This is a genomic window from Providencia stuartii (assembly GCF_029277985.1).
In the GTDB taxonomy this organism is placed as follows: domain Bacteria; phylum Pseudomonadota; class Gammaproteobacteria; order Enterobacterales; family Enterobacteriaceae; genus Providencia; species Providencia zhejiangensis.
In genome coordinates this window covers 1630437-1646097 of the sequence record NZ_CP119546.1, presented here as the reverse complement: position 1 = coordinate 1646097, position 15661 = coordinate 1630437, and the positions used below count along the sequence as shown (strand labels likewise).

Annotated in this window: 19 protein-coding genes and 1 pseudogene; all 20 read right to left on the bottom strand. The window is 43.6% G+C overall.

Annotated elements, in window-relative coordinates; all coding sequences use genetic code 11:
• Positions 1-150: 150 nt before the first annotated feature.
• The 20 genes and pseudogenes from P2E05_RS07155 to P2E05_RS07060 all read right to left on the bottom strand — a co-directional run bounded on the left by P2E05_RS07155 (position 151) and on the right by P2E05_RS07060 (position 15568).
• Positions 151-768, bottom strand: coding sequence for a tail fiber assembly protein (locus P2E05_RS07155; protein ID WP_276123074.1), 618 nt, complete (start codon positions 766-768; stop codon positions 151-153).
• Complete coding sequence (locus tag P2E05_RS07150; protein WP_276123101.1) at positions 768-1385, bottom strand: phage tail protein; 618 nt, start codon at positions 1383-1385, stop codon at positions 768-770. Before P2E05_RS07150 ends, P2E05_RS07155 begins: the two co-directional genes overlap by 1 nt.
• A gap of 819 nt (positions 1386-2204) precedes the next feature.
• Positions 2205-2585, bottom strand: a pseudogene (locus tag P2E05_RS21920) (phage tail protein); the annotation flags it as partial.
• 5 nt (positions 2586-2590) lie between these two features.
• A complete protein-coding gene (locus tag P2E05_RS07140; RefSeq protein ID WP_154621869.1) occupies positions 2591-3250 on the bottom strand; it encodes a DUF2612 domain-containing protein in 660 nt (219 codons plus the stop codon).
• Complete coding sequence (locus tag P2E05_RS07135) at positions 3247-4434, bottom strand: baseplate J/gp47 family protein (RefSeq protein WP_269723881.1); 1188 nt, start codon at positions 4432-4434, stop codon at positions 3247-3249. The genes P2E05_RS07140 and P2E05_RS07135 overlap by 4 nt, the downstream gene beginning before the upstream one ends.
• A complete protein-coding gene (locus P2E05_RS07130; RefSeq protein WP_154621871.1) occupies positions 4427-4771 on the bottom strand; it encodes a hypothetical protein in 345 nt (114 codons plus the stop codon). The genes P2E05_RS07135 and P2E05_RS07130 overlap by 8 nt, the downstream gene beginning before the upstream one ends.
• A complete protein-coding gene (locus tag P2E05_RS07125) occupies positions 4768-5460 on the bottom strand; it encodes a Gp138 family membrane-puncturing spike protein (protein WP_276123073.1) in 693 nt (230 codons plus the stop codon). The genes P2E05_RS07130 and P2E05_RS07125 overlap by 4 nt, the downstream gene beginning before the upstream one ends.
• Positions 5461-5463: 3 nt before the next feature.
• Positions 5464-6279 carry a baseplate hub protein gene (locus P2E05_RS07120; protein ID WP_154621873.1) on the bottom strand — a complete coding sequence of 272 codons (816 nt, stop codon included), beginning with the start codon at positions 6277-6279 and terminating at the stop codon, positions 5464-5466.
• A complete protein-coding gene (locus tag P2E05_RS07115; RefSeq protein ID WP_154621874.1) occupies positions 6272-6565 on the bottom strand; it encodes a phage baseplate plug family protein in 294 nt (97 codons plus the stop codon). The genes P2E05_RS07120 and P2E05_RS07115 overlap by 8 nt, the downstream gene beginning before the upstream one ends.
• Before the next feature lie 2 nt (positions 6566-6567).
• Positions 6568-7095 carry a phage baseplate protein gene (locus P2E05_RS07110; RefSeq protein ID WP_247047228.1) on the bottom strand — a complete coding sequence of 176 codons (528 nt, stop codon included), beginning with the start codon at positions 7093-7095 and terminating at the stop codon, positions 6568-6570.
• On the bottom strand, positions 7092-9605 hold the full coding sequence (locus P2E05_RS21660; protein ID WP_195848131.1) for a hypothetical protein: 2514 nt from the start codon (positions 9603-9605) through the stop codon (positions 7092-7094). Before P2E05_RS21660 ends, P2E05_RS07110 begins: the two co-directional genes overlap by 4 nt.
• An 82-nt stretch (positions 9606-9687) precedes the next feature.
• On the bottom strand, positions 9688-10146 hold the full coding sequence (locus P2E05_RS07100) for a hypothetical protein (protein WP_154621876.1): 459 nt from the start codon (positions 10144-10146) through the stop codon (positions 9688-9690).
• 50 nt (positions 10147-10196) lie between these two features.
• A complete protein-coding gene (locus P2E05_RS07095) occupies positions 10197-10649 on the bottom strand; it encodes a phage tail fiber protein (RefSeq protein WP_154621877.1) in 453 nt (150 codons plus the stop codon).
• 9 nt (positions 10650-10658) lie between these two features.
• Entirely contained in the window at positions 10659-12146 is a 1488-nt protein-coding gene (locus P2E05_RS07090; protein ID WP_154621878.1) for a DUF3383 domain-containing protein, read from the bottom strand.
• Positions 12147-12156: 10 nt separating this feature from the next.
• Positions 12157-12672, bottom strand: coding sequence for a phage gateway protein (locus tag P2E05_RS07085; protein WP_154621879.1), 516 nt, complete (start codon positions 12670-12672; stop codon positions 12157-12159).
• A 471-nt stretch (positions 12673-13143) separates the two neighbouring features.
• Entirely contained in the window at positions 13144-13593 is a 450-nt protein-coding gene (locus P2E05_RS07080; protein WP_154621880.1) for a lysis protein, read from the bottom strand.
• 20 nt (positions 13594-13613) lie between these two features.
• Positions 13614-13787, bottom strand: a complete 174-nt coding sequence (locus P2E05_RS07075; protein ID WP_167520916.1) for a hypothetical protein — start codon at positions 13785-13787, stop codon at positions 13614-13616.
• Positions 13769-14239, bottom strand: coding sequence for a lysozyme (locus P2E05_RS07070; RefSeq protein WP_154621881.1), 471 nt, complete (start codon positions 14237-14239; stop codon positions 13769-13771). Before P2E05_RS07070 ends, P2E05_RS07075 begins: the two co-directional genes overlap by 19 nt.
• Positions 14239-14508, bottom strand: a complete 270-nt coding sequence (locus P2E05_RS07065) for an HP1 family phage holin (protein ID WP_154621882.1) — start codon at positions 14506-14508, stop codon at positions 14239-14241. Before P2E05_RS07065 ends, P2E05_RS07070 begins: the two co-directional genes overlap by 1 nt.
• A gap of 628 nt (positions 14509-15136) precedes the next feature.
• Positions 15137-15568, bottom strand: a complete 432-nt coding sequence (locus tag P2E05_RS07060; RefSeq protein WP_154621883.1) for an antiterminator Q family protein — start codon at positions 15566-15568, stop codon at positions 15137-15139.
• Between the last annotated feature and the right edge of the window lie 93 nt (positions 15569-15661).

The following is a 15661-nucleotide window of genomic DNA, read 5'->3' as shown; positions in this document are numbered from 1 at the left end:
GCGCTATTAAGCTTACATATCGCGATAGGTTCGTCACAATCACTCACTATCAACGACGCTAAAACAGATGATGGTTATCCTGAACCTATTAAAAATACTTGATGTGATGAGAAGCCGCAGTTTATATCTGCGGCTTTGTTTTGGTAGGAGTTAAGGTTTTTCTGGCCACTCAATATCTGGCGCTGTTGATGTGTCAACACGATTTAACAAAACGCGGTATTTTTTCCACTCCGTTAATTGCATGGTTTCTTCATCGGTTGCTAATCCTGTATCGGCGGAGTCTTGCAAATAAGTCAGCGTGTTATTTGCTTCATTCAGTCGTTGTGATTTTTCCTGTTCAGCCTGTTCGATTAATGCGGCTTTTTGCGCTTCCGTGTCAGTAACCCATTTTTTACCGTTCCATTTATCAAATTCGCTTTTTGGCTCTAAAAGAGTGAATGTATCGGGCAAATCACCGATAAAATCAATTTCTATCGGCTGGCGTGTTTCTGTGTTGTAGGCTGTTTTTCCTCGATAATCTGCCACATAAAGCCACGATTGTTCATCATCACTACGAATAATAGCGATATCTTGTTTTTCCAGCAGTTGTGGGGCATCTAAATATGCACCCGCTGGTAAGCCGCCACCAATGGTCACATGCTCCATAGTCGCACCGATGTATTCACGCGTTGCTTCATTAATGTAATAGCTTTTTAACCAACCCGTTGTTGATACATAACCATCTTGTCCGATTTTGCCTTGAGTAATCTCTAAATTATATTTGTTCATTATGCTGCTCTCACGATATATAAAAATGCAATGTTGCGGGGACGAGTTTCATTTGCCATAATTCCTGTGGGGTTTGGATTACTACCTTGGAACTCTGAACCATCATTTGTATAAAATAAATAATTGTCATGATCACTATCACCTGAACCTGCGTATCCACTTTTAACAGTCTTACCAAAAGTTGCATTCACATTACTGGCTTCTCCCCATCCTGAAATATGTTTGTGATGTTCTGTTGCACAACGCTGAGATGATAAAACAGTTCTATTCACATCAATTCCACGACCCGCATCAAGACCACGGATAAACTCTCCCCGTAGATCTGGTAACTTACCAGATGGGTATGCACTGGCTAAAAGCGGATAGGTTGTTTTATTGAATGTTTGGCCATTACAAATTAAATAACCAGTTGGGGCGGTAGATTGAGGCCAAGGAATAGGTGCTCCCACTGGGTAATCACTCAATGCATCTGAAGAGCCAGAAACTTTTAAATTACCATTTCTGTCTTTGGTTGTGTTTGCGGTTGAGTAAATTTCAAACCAACGACTCCACGAGGTATCGTTTCTTTGCCTGTACGCGAGCAAATTTGTTGTGTTGCCTTGAATTTGCAATGTCATTCCAGAACCATTTGGGCCGCCAGATCTACATGCATGAATTAACGGAGAGTAGCTGTGAAAATTATTACCAGACGTTGTATTTCCTCCTCCCCCTGCATAAAAACCGCTCTCAAGGGGAATGTCATTGGCGTCTAAATATATCTTTCCTACTGTACCAACCCCATAATCACCAACTTGCATTAGAGCTTTCCCGCCATAATTAAGTTGGCCCGTTGACGTTAAAACTAAGGACATGTTTGTCGCAGTATTCATTAATGATATAGAGTTTCCCGCATCGGCAGCTCCAACAAACCCACGAGAGGTACCGTCTTTTCTTGAGAATCTTATATAGAGAGAGTCTTCATCTTTTTCATTTTGTAGCGTTAAGACACTAGATCCTCCCTTTACTACACCCCCAGTCTTATCAAACTTCCCATCTAGCCCATTTTTTAGCGCCGTATTTGTCGCATAATCTCCCGCTGGGGCATAATTGCCTTTGGGTTGATACTTAGTATCAGATTCTGCTTTTGAATAACTGTAGCCTGCCGCTTGATAACTGCCCTTTGGTTGATATTTGCCATCGGATTCGCTTTTCGTGTAACTGCTTCCTTTTAAGGCATAATCCCCCGAGGGCTGATAACTGCCTTTTGGCTGGTATCGTGTATCCCCTTCTGCTTTCGTGTAGCTTTCGCCTTTGACGGCATAGTTACCCGCTGGGGCGTAGTTTCCTTTCGGTTGGAAATGCGTATCTGACTCTGCCTTCGAATAGCTGTAGCCGGCGGTTTGATAGTTGCCTAATGGTTGGAACCGCTTGTCCGATTCGGTTTTGTTATAAACCTGAATATCTCCCGCCGTTAAATCCGCTTTCAGCTCTTGCCATGCAGCCCCTGCGGCAGGTTCAACATTGTTATTCTCAATCTTGGATTGCCATGTTTTATTTTTATGATAAACAACACTACGAATTGGGTAGGGCTTCCCCTCCACTGCCCATAGGGGAATGCCATAACTTTGCAATTCACCAATCGCTCCCGTGATATCGTGAAACAACGCATTCATTTTTTCACGTTCAATATCCTTAGCAGCAGGGTCAGTTTGTTGATCACGCTCATAGTCATAGCTGTAACCTTGAGTGTAAGAAACTGAACCATCCCCCTGCACTGCATCAGGAATAGCATTACGATCCCCTTGTGTTGCAAAGGGGATTTTAAATATTTTTGTCATGGGTTTTAGGCTCCGAAATTACTGCTTAGAAAGTTTTTACGATGTTGGCCGTGGCCGAAAGCTTTCTTCGTCACGATACGATATTTGACACCAACTCCCGATGGGCGTGGCATAAGATCAAAGTTTTCAAGAAGTACTCGTAAATGTTCGTCAGGATTGAAATTAAACACGTAATACAGATAGGTCATATCCAGCGGATCAAGCACAAACACTTTGCTATCTGCTTGCCAAAAGAATCGTTTAAGAAATTCGTTAATATTGGTCACCGTTGGGCTTTGCGTAAGGTTAAAATAGCGCATACGCACAATGAGGCGTTTTTGGTCGACGGTCAGTGATAAGGTGTAATCGGCATTACGCCGAAAGTTAGCGTTAAAATTGGCTTTCTTTTTGCCAAAACCAAAGCCAATTTTGGTTTTATCACTGGGCGGAACATCAATCCCCAATGGCACATCAAGAATACGCGCCCAGATGTTAAGCCCGAACTCATTTGCTGTATCGATATTAAACACATCACGGTACCAATCACGCCAAAACTGTATCGTGGATTGATCAAAGTAGTCCGCTTTGTATTTGGCTAACGCCTTGAGATTCTCAGCATCCTCATATTGCCAAAGAATGGCTTTTAATAAATCAGAATGAAAATCGAAGGATTGGATTTTTATCATGTGATCACCACTTGTACTGCACTACGTTTGAGCCTTGCCACCTCATTCATTTTGATTTCGTAGTTATTGGATGACCAAGTTTTACCATCGTTCGAAAGTGCAACACCTGTAATAAATAATCGAGGTTCTACAGCATTAATCCCTGCCGAAATTTCAAATGGAGAAACATCTCGCCCAACCACTAACCCCCCCTCACCATCGATATCACCATTTGCCCACGCCTCAACCGCGGCGGGGATAATTGTTTGTGCATCCACCGTCGCTTTTTTTACCGTTACTCGGCAAAACAGCACAATTTCTTTGGCTCTATCGAATTTAACTGGGTAAGTTTGACCGCTGATAGCTTCCAATACTTCAACTTTTTCACTACCGTTAAAAGCGGCACCCAGTGTCTTTGTGCGTAACAATGAACGGGCAATCGCCTCTTTATCGCCCCCTTCAACACACACATAAATGCTATGAGGAACTAAAGTGATACCGTCAAAAACCATCGGTTGGTCAGTGTAATTTTCTCGATACGCCAACGAACGCACACCTTCTAATGCGTAAAGTGCGGAAGTGATCGCCTCCCCCACACTGACGGTGTTTTTCGCTAACGTCTGCTTACGTCGTCGCCTTGATTGTAGATCGGTTTCCGCATTACGCCCCAATACTGCGGTACTCGGGTTATGAACGGTTTCCCAGCCTAATACCGAACTGGCCACTTTATTGAGTTGCCCCACTCCGCATTCAATTGCCCCTGTTTCAATGGACCGCATATCCCCCGTCACGGAACCATCTTGACCGATAATTAAAGTCTTAGTGGTTTCGAATAAATCACCATTGAGCGAGGCAGCTTGTGAACCTTTCGGGATAATGGTGTCGGCAATACCGGTGAATTGCACCTGAGATAAAAAAGAATGTGTCGCATCAAAACGCTGTCCACCCATTAACGCCCATATTGCATCAAGGAAAATACCGCCGGCTAAATCAGGGTTAATTTGGTTAGCCAGTTCGGCATTATTTCGCACAATCGCATCCCGATTTTCAACTTCCATGGTGATCAGTGCGCCCTGTGGTGTTTCTGGCGAAACATCCAGATCCTGGCCAAACACACTTTTAAATTCGCTTTCAACATCATCACGTAAGGTGCTGGTATCAGGAATAATAACGCCTTGCGATGTAATGAATTGATAATCAGCCATTGAGTGTTATCTCCCCATAAATCGTTTGGATCACAGCGGTATATTTCAGTGTGTTATCCGCCAATGAAGCCGAAAAAGACAGGACCGATATCACATCATTGAGTTCACGCATACGATCCCGAAACGCGGATTCAAAGAGCGGAATATCAGCCTGGCGTCCAAATGTCGTTTTCCAATAAGGAATCCCCCTATCCAGCTTATGCAGCATTTCACCGCGTATCGCTTTGACATAGTGTTCACAGCGATTTTTCAATGATCGTTCACCATTGGCGATAGCTAAATTGCCGCTATTTCCCAAATGAATATCATTGTTTTTATTGACATCAAAGGTCATCATATGGGCGCTCCTGTATTGCTATTACCACTTTGAATGCCGCTATGTTTATGCGTTGAACCGATATCTTTACCATTATGTTTCAACGTGCCACCACTTGACTCACTATTACCATGGGTTTGCTGGTTACCATTAATCGTCACGTTGCCATTAAATGTCGTTTCAGGAACATTGACCTCAAGAATGGGGGAATCTAACACCACTTTTCCCTCATGCAGTGCTAAACACACCGAGCCATCCATAGATTGAATAACCAATGCATCCGTATTTTTACCATCAATCAGCCAACCTTTAAGCGTATCGGGGTAGAACATCGCATCACTGAAGGTATGTAAGCGAGCCGTATTCGGTTCATCTTCCAACCCTCCTCGCTGAAAGATTAAGCTAATATCGCGGTCATTGGCTTTGAGCCAGCCAAAATCCCCCTCCTTAATCGGCATACGAATAAAAAAACCGCCGCCACCAAAGCGAAACACGGGGATATTAGGAACGGCTGCACGAGCAATCTTTTGTCCTTCAGTCGACACCATCATGACTAATGGTTTGATAACAGCGCGGTTAGTTTTATCGTCATAACTCACCACTGTGGCGGGAAGCATGTCATCAATATTCATCAATAGACTACGAAACGCAGCCATAAATTGCCCTGCCAAGCTGCCTTCGCTAGCAATATCATTATTAGGTTGGTTCATGGTTTACACTCGTTTGCAGGACGCTTGGTAAAAAAATGAGTCGTCGTGAGAGGCAATGTCGAACTTTAATTGCTCAATAATATAGTCACCGTTTAGCGCAGAATTAAACTTGCTTTCCAGGCGTAACATGCCACCTAATGACGATTCACCATCAATTAAATAAGTGACGTCAACACCTTTTTCAGTCGCTTTCGGAATACCCACCATGCCCGACTTTTGATTGAGAATACGTAAACGGCCGTTTAAAGCTTTGTCGCGGTCTTTCACATACAAGGTGTCATCATCAATAAATGCTTTCACATTACCGGCATCTTGCAATCGCTCCACTTGTTTGAGTGCCGACCCACAAAAATACCAGTTAGCAATATTTTTATCGGTCGCTTGAAAGTCCAATCTCACCCCACAATCCTGTGCAATATTTTTAGCTAACTCACTCATTTTGCTCATCGCGCTACCCGATGAAGAAACAATGTCACGTGCCGTTGCATTGTTAGTTTTGGCCTTTAATGTGAGTGTGACATCAGGTGGCGAGGCAATTTCGGCACTGACAATATCGCCTACATAAATCCGAAACACACCAGTACTGGCACGACCCGCTTCAACAATTAATCGATGTGGCTTCTTCGCTTTGGTATAAGGGCTAGTTTCGGTCAACAACATATTACGTGTTGCAGAATTGAGGCCATCGATATTGACAGTACATTCATTCTGTAAAGGGTTAGCGTACTTGGTGCCACTTGCACGAACACGTAGCCCCTCATACCATTGCAATCGACCATTGACTTCAATGCCTAATCGAATACGGCGTAAATCAATCATCCTCCCTCCACCACACCAGATATTGAGATTGATTAAATTGCTCCCACCAAGGTAATACATCATTATTCGTGATAAACGCAAAATTGCTCTTACTTGATAAATACCGGTAGGGGATCAAGGATTGGTTTGGCATCGCTCGCAAGCCTTGTAACAAAACCCTATCATTACACTTGATATCACAGCACATCACATCACGCGCTGCCTTCAGCGTAAATTCCCAATCATCGCCATCAAGTGTCACTCTGATCCGTTGATTGGGTATCGCACTTAATGGAATTTCTTGCATGCTCACTCCTCTGCATTAAATGAACCATCTACGACTTTGACGATAACAGACTTTTTCTTTTTTTTAGGGATTGTCGATGTTTGTACCTTGCCGCAATTAACGGTGCTCGACTGCGCTTTTTTAGCCACTTTTCTGGGCGGCAGAGCCCCGTATTCAGGCTCTATATTGCGCCACTCTGTAAACCGCAATGAGAGTTTGATCGCGTCTGTCATGTCAGGACTTTCATCGTGATCAAAACTCACTAACAAGAGTGGTTGATACGTTTTGACTCGCGTTTGTATGCCAACCAATTGATGTTGATCATAGGCTTGTTGCATCATTTCAAAGGCATTTTTCAATTCACCGACTAAAATCAAACTCATGCTAATTTCAACTGGCTGTACCACAACGTGATCGCTACGCGTTTCCCCAGACTCAACAGTAAACTGCGTGGCTTTGTGTTCATCGCGTACATTAATTTGGATGGGGCTAGCCGTCTCAAATAGCACCGTGAAGTCATCAATGTTGAAAATTTTAATTTCTGTGATCATTTACTCAGCCCTGTATTGTTTTGCTGCCCTAAATCTTGTAAGTGGGGAGTTAATGCCTCTTTCATGACGGCTGCGAGACCTTGAGCATCTGTCGCTTGGGTTTCCACTTTAATCTCACCAATAGACACGTTAGTTTCATTAGTCATGTTAGATTGATTACTGATCGCCTGGCTGGTCATCGAATTCATCGTATTCGCTGACATGCCGTTAATGTGCTGACTCAGACCTGTGACTAGAAAAGCCGTATCATCCTCGGAAAGTTTAGGGGTCTCCGGTATTTGAGATTCAATCGTGCCATTCACTGACACTTTGCGCTCAACGGTCTGCGTTATTTCGGCATCATCATCAAAACCAAACCAACCTTTAACCGTCTTCCAGCCATTTTTGATCGCATCCAACCCGTCATTAATCCAGCCTAAATACTGTTTAATTTGGTTCCAAAGCCATTTGAAAATACCCACAACGGTATCAGAAACCGTATTAAAGATACCTTCAAACCCTTTCCCCCAATTGATAACGTCTTGAATACTTGCCACCAGCCAACCGATGAACTCATCCATGGCATCATTCATGAGGTTATACGCATCAATAACAATGTCAGCCACAAATTTGGCGGCAACTTTGAGGTATTCAAAAAGCGCTTTAAACGCTTCCCATAACGCCATAATGACAATTTTTAAGGCGGGATATTTATCCAGCAAGCGACCAATCATCGAATCGTTGCCATCAATAAAGTTCATGATATCGTCATAAACTAATGCGAACGCTGTTGCCAATAAGGCAATAACGGCAATTAACGCTAAAATAGGCCATGCAAACGCCAAAGTCGTTGCTGCTGCCGATAACATCGCAGGCAAATAAAAAGCTGTAATAGCAGCGCCCATCGCAATAAAAAAACCCACGATGAATGTTTGATTTTCTTTGCAGAAGCTGACAAACCGATTAATCCACTCTACCCCTTTGGCTAAAATCGGGATCACCATTTCGAGTAAGCTATTTTTCAGCATATCTGACGATTGCTGAAAGCCTCGCATCGCTTTGTTAAACCTAATAGATTGCTCAATACTATCTTTGTTGATACCGGAGTATTCTTTTTGAGCCTCCATCATGTGCTCAAGCTCTTTACGCCCTTTCATCATGAGTTCAACGGTTTTATCGTCCGTGACACCCAAGGCAGAGAGCGTCGCTTTCGCTTTATCAAACTTCATGCCCTGCACTTTATCCGCGGTTTGTAACACCTTTTCCATGGAGTTTTTAGCAAATCCAAACGATTTTGCCATCGCAGATAAATCGGCTTGAGCTGCATCACGCGAGCCACCAAGTTCGGCCATTGAACCAGCGAAAGCATCCACATCGACTGCCGCTACATTGATTTTTTTGCCTAGATTATCGAGAGATTCTATTTCAGCCGAACGTGTGATAGAGGCTTCCACTAAGGCTTTCGCCCCCGCCAGTAACTTCTCCGCAGCAAATGCCTTTTTAACAAAAGACATGACCGTATTACCCAACCGCTGATATTTGCTTTGCGTGCTATCAATGTTTTGTTGCACATTTCTTTGAGCATTAATTTCGCTGTTAGCCGCTTCGATTCCCTTCACCTTCATCGTATCCACAAGGTGAATCAACTCCGTGTAATTACCTTGCAATGCTTGAATAATCGCGTTTGAGAGCCGTTTAGCTGTGATGCCTTGATGCTCGGTATTAGCCAGGTCTGTGACACCTTGATTCAGCAGAGTCAACTCTTGTTGCAATGCCTGGTAATGAGCCTCTACGTCACTGAGAACAATACTCGTTGATCGCATACCTTCATCAGAGATTGCTCTTTGTGTATCGAGGTTAGCCATCGAATTCGTAACCGTATCTAACCGTGTTTTGATAGCATCAGTTTGTGCAATGGCTTCGCTCGCATTAACTACAAAACCAATAGCATGCTCAACGGATAAGCCCTGTACCGATTCGTGCAAATGCGCCATCACACGTTCAACTTCTGTGGCACCATCGGCTGTGGTTAGCGGAATTTTTTGCAGCTCATGAATAAACTCACTGACTGCGTTTTTTACTTGTTCTAATGCCGTTTTTTGGTCACCCACGGATAAGGTACCAAGGTCATTTTTAAGTTGGGCGATTTCAGTCTGTAGCGATTGCCCCCAACGCCCTAATGCCTCCCCAGCGGATGACCACGCGGTTTCTGTATTTTGACGCAGCGCATCAAGGGCGCTTAATGATGACCCCACCGCATCCAACCGAACCATAATTTGACTTATTTCAGCGCTGACGTCATTGGCATTGGTTGTGAAATGGATTTTATGGTCGGTTGATAGGCTTTGTAGTGATCGCCAAAGTTCAGCCATGACACTCCCAATGGTCAGTGAACTTTGCTCCGCTGCCTGTTGAGTTTGTTTCATGGCATCAATAATGTCATCGGTCGAACGTTGCACTTTTTTAAATGCCTCATTCGCTTGCCTTGTATCAAACTCAAAGACCTGCACAAAGGTATCCATTAATGACATTAGCGATCCTTTGAAGCCGCAAGGGCTTCGTTATAACGGTTAGTAATGGCAATTTCCCATAGGTCCATTGCTTCTTCTAAATCTATTGAGGTTTTGAGCTCTGTGAAGGTGGCGAGGCGTTCACTGACGATGACGGCAAAGAACCCATCAGCGTTTTTATAATCGACGGGAGTGAACCGCTTACCTTGCTGAGCAGGAAGTGGAGGAAACCTTGACTCCCGTCGTTCCCGAAAAAACTGGTGTTATATTTCAGCATTTCCAACTCTAAGCGGATCAGGGATTCGCCGTCAGTCACATGATTATCAATGAGCGTTTGTGTTTTAAGCGGTATTTCTTCACCGTCGATAACCACACATACGTATGCCATCATCTTCAGCATGGCTTCTTTGCTGACCTCGTAATTACCAATTTTAGGTGCATTGGATAACGGGTACTTGGCTAAGATTTCGCGCCCAACCGTAGCGGGTAGTCGACTAATTACAAATGATTTTTCAATACCATCAACATCTTTGATAGCAACTTCTTTAGGCTTAATTAGCATAGTGAACACCAATAAAAAAGGCGGGATCCCCCGCCATAATTTGAAATAAATTAACGTACTCGCGTGCTATCGAAATCCTGAAACACAAAGGTATAGGCTTTGGATTTCAAACGCCCTGCGGAAGCCGCTGAGTTACCACGGCTCCCATTGGTAATTTTGCCATTACGCGCCGTGACCGTTGAACCATCACCATAAGACGCCACAAAGGTAATGATATCCCCAGCATGTCGACGCCCTTTTTTAGCGGTATTAGCCTCGAGCAAAATAGACAGATTCTGATCTTCTTCACTACCTGCTACGACGTTAATTGTGACGGTTTGTGGTGTCGGAGTGGACCAACTCACCAAGTTACCGTTAATATCCATGCCCGTTTGTGCGATATCGACCGCGGGTAAATCCAGCGGATCCGCATCGTCAGCAAAGGCGGTAATTAAAATCCCTGTGGGAAATGTTTTGTTGGCTTGAATAATAAAACTCAAACCGGTTGCAGATACATCATGCATGTTCTACTCCTAGACTAAATTATGAGAACCTTCGACTTTGCGAACCCAATCGCCTTTGCCATAAATCAATACGTATTTCATGACATACTCAGGCAGACCACTTTTTCCTGTATTTTCAACAATCTGTGCGTTATACCAATAGCCTTTATCTTGTACGTCATACCATGCGAGGTCATCACCGGATGCGTCCGAAATGGCGAGTTTTTGCGCATCTGTCAATGTTTTCCCGGCTAAAATCGTGCCATTATTAATCGCCTTTGTGACCGCACCAGCAATCACCATTAACGCTCGTGCTTCACCGTCTTTATTCGCTGGAACACCGCGTGTTGCCAACAGCAAGCTAAACCACTGCTGAGCAATATAGGCTTTTAACCACTGTTCATTGGCGTGCACACTCATATCTAATGGGTTTGATGCTCCACCGCATAAGAAGCCTCGCTGATAAAAACGAATTTGTGAGCCTGCTATCGCGGTTTCACCGTAATAATTCACACGCAACTTATCGAATCGATCAGCCGCTTTATCCGTGGTCACTTGTGCTGGGAATGTCACTCCGAGTTGGCGAAACATATAGTTTGTCGTGGCGTTAGTCCGGTCATAATCGGTCGCCGCCATCACCGCCATAGGTAACGATTGAATAAAGTGAACGTTGTCCGTTTTTAGGTTCAAGCCCACAGACGCAGTGTCCATTAAAGCCGCGCTGAAATCTTCAACCTGCTTTTCACTAACGTTAATGTGTAACTGGTATTTGACGTTCTCACCCGATACATACTGCGCTAATGGCACTGCTTGCTCTAACGTCAGTTCAGCTAAAAAGGTGGCACTCCCAAATGAGTCCGACACTTGCTCTGCCACAATAAAGGCTTCCAGCGGTGTTTGTGCAGGGTTACCTTCAGATGCGCTACCTGAAGACAGCCCCATGGCATCAGCCAGCACGGAATAATCAACGTGGATAGAAGCACTCTCTTGCACTCCTCCACTGAGTTCAAAAGCACTCTCTAATGCATTAAACGTCAAGTAACTGCTGGAAAATTGCGGTTCCTTTTCTGCATTGAGTTTCGTTTGAATGATGGACGCAATATCCGCATAAGATTTTGCTTCCGATAAATCAATGTCTTTATAGTTTTTGGTCACAGTACCGATAGTGACAGAGAGAGTGCCATCGGCAATCGCGCTTAAGTCCGCTAACGCTGCCGCTTTAACACCAAACAGTGTAGGCATCCGCCCTACTGGTTCATAAGACGCAATTTGTAATTCTTTTGGCTTACTCACGGGAGCAGGACTGACATAGCTAAAATATTGTCGAGCAAAATGCGCTTCTGGAGAATCAACACCCAGAAATTCATCGACTTGACCATTTGCAAATTCAAGCACTTTACCCGCTGGAATTTTAGGATTGGTAGAAAATAAACGAGCAGTTAGTTTACGCATCGGAACAGAAGACGCGCCAACAACCGCCGATGCGATATCAACGTATCGAGTTTGTTTAATTGGCATAGTAAAAACCTTATATGCGATGGATATCAGGATAAAGTGCACTAATGGCAGCTGTATCAGGGAAAAGAGAACGTTTAAAGGTCACATTAAAATCAAATGAAGGATTTTGTTCGTAATCACCATGTTCGTTCACAGAGTAAGGTTGGCGAACTGACGTTGCTCGCTGCACGCCAATACCTTGCTTTCTCAGCGTGGTGGCAAAAGGTAGCGAATTGACAATCATTCTGACAATAGCCGCGATATCAGTGGACGTATAATGTTCTATTTGAGTCACAAACACTTGAACTTGATACGTTTTTTCAGATAACTGATGTTCTTGGTGACCCGCTTTATTACCTTGAACGTGATAGGTTCTACTTTGCCAACCGTGACCGTGTTCATTTATGGGAAAAAAGACCACCATATTATCTTCACGGTCTTGCTTGATAGACGGAAAACCCGCTTTAACGGGGATCTCGATGCCGACTTCTTTCAGCTGCATCAAGATTTGTTTTTGAATAGCTATTTCAACATCATAATCTTTCATAAATTTCTGTCTCTATACAAAACATTGATTTACAACCATTTCATTTTCAATTCGTATCACCCGCACATCATGTTTCGACCGTTAACAACTGAAAACCGGGTGATAAGCCACGCTGTATGGCTTGAATATCGTGTATACCCAAAAGCCCTCATTTGAGGGCGTAAAAAAGATGGCGTTAATCAAACAGTAGTCAGGCGGTTGGGCCAAATAGGTCAGCGTCTGTGTTCGTCGTATCGACTGAATTCCCTTTGATTTGAGATGATTAACCTAGCAACTGATATTTGACGGGAAGCACATGTCGAATCGCCACACTCATTGTATTGAGCTATCTCCCACCGCTTAGCCCGATGAATTTAGGTGAGAAAAAAAATTTGGGATAATTGGCGTTTATCTGCTGGTATCTCACTTCACTGGGTACCACAAGGTTACATCCCACTCACCGAATGACATGGGTAAAACCTTGCATATTGGTTATTGGATACACTGCATTTTTATGTAATCTTGCAAACCTAAGATGATTTGAGTTGACTCCGCAATTCGCTCTCTGAGTAACCAATAATTTCGGATAGCGGCGTCATCAGGTCGGGCGGTGGTTGCATCATCCAAGCCGGAGGCGGTAGTGCCTTCGGATTTTTTACAACTGGCTTTGATGTACACCCGCTCAGGATGACGCTCAGCAGCAATACGCAACTGGTCAATTTCAATCTGTGCATTGGCTAATTCCTGAGTATGCTTAATATCCAGCTTATGAAGGGATTGGACGCGCTCTTGGAAATCTTCATTGATTTTGATTTGCTCTGTAAGTTCAGCCAGCAACCTAGCATTTTGGGTGTGTAATTCCTCTATCCTTTCATGCTGCTTCCACATCCCCCATACGGCCACCCACGCTGCAATAAATAGCAATGCTCTCGCTGTATTCATGACAATTACCGTCTAGAAAATTAAAAGTTAACTTGTCGCCCTTTGTAATGTTCGAATGCCTTCAAGCAACGTTTTTCTAAACTGGTTTTGTCAATAGCGCACGTGTTGTCAGTAAGCAGGTATACGCCCGAAACAATGAACACCATGAAATAAATAACAAAACCAGCAATAACCACTACAGCTTTCCATGACATATAGCGGCCTCCACTTCTCGGCGACTAACCAACCCACGCCACACTTTACCACCCACGTAAACCCATCTTTTTAACTCTTCACAAGCGCCATATTGATCACCTGCATTAAGCTTTTTAAGCATGGTTGATTTAGCGAATGCGCCGGTACCCACATTGAAAGCAAATGAATATAGTGCCGCTTTTGTGTGTTCGTTGATGGGAACTTTGATTAGCCGGTCGACCTGCTGTTTGGTTCTCATGAAATCCCGTTCTAACAGCTCGTTGCACTCTTCTTTTGAATAAACTTTATTAGGGACAATGTCTTTCCCTGTATGCCCATAGCAGACCGTTAATACCCCGCCGACATCTTCATAAGGCTCATATCTAACCCCTTCAAAATGCGCAATCACGGTTAAAGCGATAGCCGATGCCCCTGCACCTACAAGCACAGTTAATTTTTGTTTGAGTGACATTAGATATCCTTAGGCGCTTTTGCCATAAGTTCAGCCGCTATTCGTGCTGTCGCAGAGGGATTTTGTGGATCGGTTTTATGTACCAGTTCTTCAAATAAACGCGTTCGTTTTCGCTGCTCTCGTCGGTTCATAAAGAAGGTGGCGAGTCCAAGAATGATGCTAAACGCCATCCCGATAATAAAGCCCCACTCATACAGCGATAAGCTTGCAAAGAATGCTGTAAGCCCAGCACTGCCGTAGGCTGCGTTGCTGTATTTATCCATACGCATAATCCCACCCCCTACGGAGTGCCCGAAATTAAAAGTTTTTGGGGATTTCTGTTTTTTCGCCCTCATTTGAGGGGATAAAAGAAGAAGTGATTATTTGAAGCATGATTTAGCTCATGCGGGCTGTTCTGTGCTACCAGAACTTTTTCAGCGTGTTATAGGTATTGTGAAGGCAGTCTTTCCTCAGTTTGAGTTTGCGCCATGCCTTATCAAGCATCAGTCACCTGCGGCTAATTTTCCCCACAATGAGAACCCTACTCGCTTTAATGCCGCTATGTGCAAGATAGAAGCTAGCAAATAGAGTTTTCATTGCCTAGAAAGCAAAAAAGCCACCGAGGTGACTTTTAGATAATTTCGTGAAAAACAGGTCTATTTAACATTATAGCCCTTACACGCCCCGCGATTTTTGAACTCAATTAAAATGTCACCTCAAACAGCTAAAAATCACTATCTTCTAGGCTATTTTTACTGTTTATCGCGAACAACATTTTATTAACAAATCGTCACTATTGCTGTTTAACTAAAAACCGGAGCGTAAGGTTTATTTTTGATAGTTTTTTTGCGGTCCCCAAAAAGAAAAGGCCCTCAAACTGAGGGCCTTTGCCATGGGTAGAACACCATTTTTATCAGATTAACACACATTTTGCGGTCGCACTAATTTCAGCGTATCGATTGAGTGTTTTTTATGCAAAATATCTATATCCAATTGAATATTAAGTGCTTCTAAGAAACCCAAAACAAAACTTTCAGCAATTTGCATCTGCCTTCGCACCTCATCTTCTCGGATTTTGAACTTACGCCCAACGGCACGTTTAGATTTGCCCTTGATGTAATATTCTTCAAGATAAGCGCGCTCACGTTCCATACCGACGGTTGAAAGTTTAGCGACACATAAGTCAATGACTAAACCGTCCTCATCACTACACGACAGCCTATTACCGCTAGATCTCGGTGAATAATCGCTAAAGCCTGCCGCCACTGTTGACCACCCTAACGCAGCATAATGATTACCAGCAGACCAGCCGCCCCAATGTGTCAAAATTTTCTGTATATCTCTGTTCATAGTTTCCGACCTGTGTTTTTCTGTACCAATTGCCCCAATTTCAGGCATCGATAACGACAAAAAGCATTTGGTTAACTGAAGCAAGTAAAAATA

Bases quoted from the DNA above. Each gene is read 5' to 3' on its own strand.
- P2E05_RS07130 (WP_154621871.1), bottom strand. From the start codon at position 4,771: ATGATGACCTTTGATGTCAATAAAAACAATGATATTCATTTGGGAAAT.
- P2E05_RS07150 (WP_276123101.1), bottom strand. From the start codon at position 1,385: ATGACATTGCAAATTCAAGGCAACACAACAAATTTGCTCGCGTACAGG.
- P2E05_RS07060 (WP_154621883.1), bottom strand. From the start codon at position 15,568: ATGAACAGAGATATACAGAAAATTTTGACACATTGGGGCGGCTGGTCT.
- P2E05_RS07115 (WP_154621874.1), bottom strand. From the start codon at position 6,565: ATGCAAGAAATTCCATTAAGTGCGATACCCAATCAACGGATCAGAGTG.
- P2E05_RS07140 (WP_154621869.1), bottom strand. From the start codon at position 3,250: ATGATAAAAATCCAATCCTTCGATTTTCATTCTGATTTATTAAAAGCC.
- P2E05_RS07120 (WP_154621873.1), bottom strand. From the start codon at position 6,279: ATGATTGATTTACGCCGTATTCGATTAGGCATTGAAGTCAATGGTCGA.
- P2E05_RS07135 (WP_269723881.1), bottom strand. From the start codon at position 4,434: ATGGCTGATTATCAATTCATTACATCGCAAGGCGTTATTATTCCTGAT.
- P2E05_RS07090 (WP_154621878.1), bottom strand. From the start codon at position 12,146: ATGCCAATTAAACAAACTCGATACGTTGATATCGCATCGGCGGTTGTT.
- P2E05_RS07075 (WP_167520916.1), bottom strand. From the start codon at position 13,787: ATGTCATGGAAAGCTGTAGTGGTTATTGCTGGTTTTGTTATTTATTTC.
- P2E05_RS07070 (WP_154621881.1), bottom strand. From the start codon at position 14,239: ATGTCACTCAAACAAAAATTAACTGTGCTTGTAGGTGCAGGGGCATCG.
- P2E05_RS07065 (WP_154621882.1), bottom strand. From the start codon at position 14,508: ATGCGTATGGATAAATACAGCAACGCAGCCTACGGCAGTGCTGGGCTT.
- P2E05_RS07125 (WP_276123073.1), bottom strand. From the start codon at position 5,460: ATGAACCAACCTAATAATGATATTGCTAGCGAAGGCAGCTTGGCAGGG.
- P2E05_RS07095 (WP_154621877.1), bottom strand. From the start codon at position 10,649: ATGCATGATGTATCTGCAACCGGTTTGAGTTTTATTATTCAAGCCAAC.
- P2E05_RS07100 (WP_154621876.1), bottom strand. From the start codon at position 10,146: ATGCTAATTAAGCCTAAAGAAGTTGCTATCAAAGATGTTGATGGTATT.
- P2E05_RS07155 (WP_276123074.1), bottom strand. From the start codon at position 768: ATGAACAAATATAATTTAGAGATTACTCAAGGCAAAATCGGACAAGAT.
- P2E05_RS07085 (WP_154621879.1), bottom strand. From the start codon at position 12,672: ATGAAAGATTATGATGTTGAAATAGCTATTCAAAAACAAATCTTGATG.
- P2E05_RS21660 (WP_195848131.1), bottom strand. From the start codon at position 9,605: ATGTCATTAATGGATACCTTTGTGCAGGTCTTTGAGTTTGATACAAGG.
- P2E05_RS07110 (WP_247047228.1), bottom strand. From the start codon at position 7,095: ATGATCACAGAAATTAAAATTTTCAACATTGATGACTTCACGGTGCTA.
- P2E05_RS07080 (WP_154621880.1), bottom strand. From the start codon at position 13,593: ATGAATACAGCGAGAGCATTGCTATTTATTGCAGCGTGGGTGGCCGTA.